We start from the raw sequence: 4,891 nt of genomic DNA, 5'->3' as shown, positions 1-4,891 counted from the left end.
CCTCCTGGAACTCGCCTGCAGCATCATCTGCCTCCGACGACTCCGCACGTCATTCTGAAACGATCAGTTAAGAGCGCGGCCAGCAGCACCGGCGCTTGGTCGGTCGCTGAACTGAACCCCTGGATGTACTCCGACCTCGAGTCGCTGACGCTGGCGCTCTTCAGTGAGATCCGCGCAGCCCTCCCGGACGATGGCCAGTGGTCCGACCTTCGCAGGAAAGTCGGGGCGTTCGGCCAGTCGATCAGCCCGCTGGGCAAGCTCACAGGGTTGCTCGGCCTGGACTCCTCGGAGCTGATCAAGCACGTATCCGACCGGATAGCCGGAGACACCAGCGCCTCAGCCGCCAAACACACCGCCGAAACGGCCCTGCGCCAGGCAGGGCTACCCGTCCTGGTGGTCATGGACGACCTGGACCGGCTCACCCCCCAAGAACTGCTGGTCGTCTTCAAGCTCATCCGCCTGGTCGGCCACCTGCCCAACGTGTACTACCTGATCAGCTTCGACGAACAGACCCTGCTGGACGTCCTCCAACGAACCGACCTGGTCGGTTCGAACGACCAGCGCGCCCAGGAATTCCTGGAAAAGCTCATCCAGGTCCGGCTCGACCTTCCGGCCTTCCGCGATCGCGACATCATCGCCATGACCACCCGCCTCCTGAACGCCCTGCTTGACTCCCACGGGGTGTCCATGAGCCCGGCTCAGGAGCAGCGTTTCTCCGAGGCGTACTTCCGGCACCTCCAAGACCGGCTTCGGACCCCGCGGGCCATCAAACGCTACTTCGGCCAGGCCGGCCCGACACTCGGCTCGCTGGCCGGGGAGGTGGACCTCGTCGACTTCCTGATCGTCACCTTCCTGCGGACCAGCGAGCCACGCGTCTACCGGATGCTGGGACGACACCGCGCCGAACTGACCGGCACCAGTCTCGACCCGGCGCTGGGCCGCGACTCCAGACCCGGTGAGCGCGCCGAACGATGGAAGCAACGCCTACACCATGCCGGTGTCGTCCAGGACAACCTCGACGGGGTACTCGGACTCCTCACGCTGCTGTTCCCGGCCGTCCAGCAGGCCATCGGTAACGGGCCCCGTGCGGCGGCATGGCGGCGCGGGATCGGCAGCCCGGATCATTTCGACCGGTACGTCGTCTTCGGCATCCCCGACGACGACCTCCCAGAAGCCGTCTTCGCGCAGGCCCTCACCCAAATGGCATCAGGAACCGAGGGCGTTGAGGCCGCACAGTTACTGCTCCGGCTCACAGACGACACCCACCGCATCGTCCGACGCATCGACCAAGCACGTGCCGACGGCGCCCCCGTGCCCGCGGCCGCGCTACTCCAGGCCATGGCCGACAACTACGGCCAGCTGACCGCGCAGCCCGAAGCGATGGGCCTGCTGGGTGCCGACCGGCGGGTACGCGCCTTCGCCCCAAGCCTCCTCCTCGACCTGCCCCCCGAACAGCGGCCCACCGTTGTGGCCGCCATGGCAGCCACTTACCACGGAGCAGTCCTCGCTACCCGAACCCTCCACAGCGCCACCAATACCGACGACGCCACACGGGAGAACACAACCACCACCGAACCATGGGCCGCAACCGCTCGCGACACCCTCACCGGTCGCCTGACCGAACACCTGGCCCCCGCCACCCAACAGCCGGCTTCAGACCTCACCGAGCAGGACAGCATCCTGATCTGGATGTGGCGTCACACCCACCCCGCCAGCCTCCGCACCTGGCTGCGCGACCGCCTCGACAACGGATGGGACCTCCTCCCGCTCCTGGCCGTACTCATCACCCCCCAACAGGTTCCGTTCCCCCTCATCGACAACGACACCTGGGCCGGCCTCGACGCCATGTTCACCCACGACGATCTCTACACCCGCCTCACGCCCTACCTCGACTCCCCCGACACCCCGCAACTCGCCGACCAACACCAAGCCGACATCCTCCAAGCACTCCGCGACCGCCGACCCAACCCGCACCAAACCAACCCCGAAACCCCGTGACGACACAATCCCCCCTTCAAAGCCACCTATAGGAACAGTTGCCTCGCCTGACCTGGCAGCTGTCGCCAGGAGGCTGTGCAATGCCAAACTCTTCGCTGACCGCCCGCAATGTGTGGTGAAGTTGGTCAATGGGCTCTCGCACGAAGCGCCGTGAATCGCGCAACAAGAGACAACGCCGTTCCGTCTCGGGGACGCCGGTGCTCGATTGGCACGCGCAGGTCATGGCGGATTCCTTGACCGCCATGACCACACTCATGGCCTCCTTCACTGGCGACGACCCTGCGTCTGAGGCTGACGCGGCCTTCGCCGCGGCGATCGAGGAGTTCGTCGTGGAGGTGCGGCGGTTCGACGCGATCCGGCTCATCGAGGTGGCTCGTCAACGATTCCTGCCGATGGCCCGCGTGGGCGAAATACCTGTCACCGCGGAAGCGGGCGCGGTCTATGTCGAACTGCTGGCGCTGATTGCACTGACCGCCCGGCAGGAGACAGGGAAGGCGGCCGCGGCCGAAGCCGGGTTCCAGGAGATGAGCCACTTCGTCTCCAGCGCGAAGGAAGGACTGGGCAAGATCCTCTACCTTGCGCAGCTGAGTTCATTCGCCCGTGCTGACCTGACCGACAAGCTCGCCATGGTGTCCTTGTTCATTCGGGGCGCCGAAGTGTGGATGCGCAATCCGTCATATCCGGAAATGGTAGAGGAAACCAATCTGGCGCTCCTTGACGGCGTTGAGAGCGTCCGCGCAGCCCTGCAGGCGCAGCTGGGCTTCGACGCCACGGCTGCAATAGCTGTCCTCGATTCCTGCCACGACCTGCAGCAGGACAGGCTGAACGACCGCATTGAGGCGATGGGCAATGCGGTCTTGGACGCGATGGCGGCGGAGGAGGAAGGCCGGGCGGACAGTCAACTGGCGGAACACGCCAGGCTCAGCGTCACGTCGATGTTCGAGCCACCTGCCGAGCAGGCCACTGTCACGATCGACGACATCGTTGCGCATACGGGCCTGGCCGAAGAGTGTGTCCGGGCCGTTGTCGAGCGGTTCCGCCTGGACCTGGGGACGGACAGTCCGATGGATGTCGTCGAGGCGTTCACCAGCGGAAGGAACCCGCTGCGAACGCGGCCACTTATCGTGGGCGCAGACGGGCGTCTGATGCTGCCGCATCCGGCGTTGAACGTGTTCGCTGTGCGGGAGAACCTCGAGGAACACCTGAAGAAGGCGGCCCCGGTGTGGAGCCAGTACGCCAAGCACCGCGGAGACCTTCTCGAATCCCGCACACACGCCGCGCTGGAGCGTGTGCTTCCCGGCGCCCGATTCCGGGACGGGTTGGAGTACTACCTGCCCGCGAGCGATGATGAAGCCGAGGCCGCCGACCCGTCGAAGTACACCAAGCGCGCCGAGGGCGACCACCTCATCGTCCTCGACGATGTGGCCATCATCGTGGAGGACAAGGCCGTCGCCTTGAGCGCGCTATCCCGCGGGGGCAAGACGGCACGGATCCGTACCGACCTGACCGGCATCATCACCAAAGCGGCCGAACAGGCCGGGCGCATGCGCGACGCCATCGAGCGGGACGGTGGCCTGCGCAGCAAAAACGAGGGATGGATCGACCTCAGCCATATCCGTGAGATTCACACCATCGCCGTCAGTCTCGATGACATATCGACGGTCCTGACTGCCACCGCCGAGCTGGTTCGGGCCGGTCTGCTGGCTACGGGCAACATTCCATGGACGGTGTCCGTGCACGATCTCGAGCTGATCACCGAACTGGTGGCGCGTCCGGCCGAGTTCCTGCTGTACCTGCGTCGGCGCCGCAACCCCGAAGTCACTGTGATGTTCCATGCGCCCGACGAAATGGATCTGTTCCTATACTTCTTCGAGGCAGGCCTTTGGGTGGAACCCGACCCCGTGCAGGTGCGTGCGGCGTTCCCCTTCCTGCCCGAGCCGGCCACAGCCGAACTGCGCCGCTACCGAGCACAACAGCCAGCGTTCCTGACCAGCCGAACCGATGCGCTGGACCAGTGGTTCCACACCCGAGGACGCGACGGCGCGCGTTCAGCACTGGCGCCCAAGCCGGCGATGGTGCCATCGCCGCTTGCGCCGCTGATCGACGAGTTGCAGTCCCGCAATGTCACTGGTTGGCTGAGCATCGGTGCCACGCTACTGTCGGGGTCAACCGACGTGCAGCACAAGTTCGCCCGCCACGGCGATGAACTCCTCGACAGTCCAAGTCCCAAGGGCCGTAGCCTGACTATGCCGCTCACGGCCAGCGTCAACCCGGCAGAGGGCTGGCTGTTCGTGTGGGCCACCCGTCCGACTGGAGCCGACCCCGACGAGGCCGACAGGAGGCTCCGCGATTACCTCCGGGCCAAGAAGCATCAGCTCGGTCTGCCCAGAGGTGTCGTCTTCCTCTACGACCAACCAACCCGCGAGCTCCTCGATATCTATTACGACGGGTACACCGGGCCGCTTGATGCTGCGCTGACGGCCATCTTGTCGTCCCTTCGGCCACCCTCAGAACTTCATCGCTCGATCCACCCGAACGCCAAGCGGCCGCAGGACGGCGCGAGGAACGCAGCACGGCACAAGCAGAAGCGGTAGGCACGATTTCTCGCCGGATACCGCCTCCGGCGATAGGAACAGCCACCCCCACGACAGCCAACCCGCCCCGCCCAGCCGCTAAACAGCGGCTACTTGGTCACCTCATGACAGCAGACCAGCCCGCGTAGATAGCGCATGACCAGGCAATCAACAACCGAACACGCTGACGCACAACTGCTGCGACCAACACACCCACGCACAGGTATGGGCGCGCAGATCTACGACCGGCAGAACACCACGGTCACGGTGTCCAGCGAGGGCCAGGACAACTTCCAGCACGGTGTCGTGAGCATCCGCTC

Annotated in this window: 2 protein-coding genes; both read left to right on the top strand. The window is 65.4% G+C overall.

Annotation, left to right across the window (positions count from 1 at the left end):
* The coding region (locus ACRWNP_RS36925) for a P-loop NTPase fold protein (RefSeq protein WP_431969354.1) at positions 1-1,998 on the top strand (1,998 nt) is incomplete at its 5' end.
* Between the two features lie 242 nt (positions 1,999-2,240).
* Entirely contained in the window at positions 2,241-4,592 is a 2,352-nt protein-coding gene (locus ACRWNP_RS36920; protein WP_431969352.1) for a preprotein translocase subunit SecA, read from the top strand.
* Positions 4,593-4,891: the final 299 nt, after the last annotated feature.

Origin of the sequence: Actinacidiphila sp. bgisy160, assembly GCF_965342435.1 — a bacterium.
Lineage (GTDB): Bacteria > Actinomycetota > Actinomycetes > Streptomycetales > Streptomycetaceae > Actinacidiphila.
The sequence above is the reverse complement of the archived record's forward strand: the minus strand, read 5'-3'. Positions and strand labels throughout refer to the sequence as shown.

Bases quoted from the DNA above. Each gene is read 5' to 3' on its own strand.
- ACRWNP_RS36920 (WP_431969352.1), top strand. From the start codon at position 2,241: ATGACCACACTCATGGCCTCCTTCACTGGCGACGACCCTGCGTCTGAG.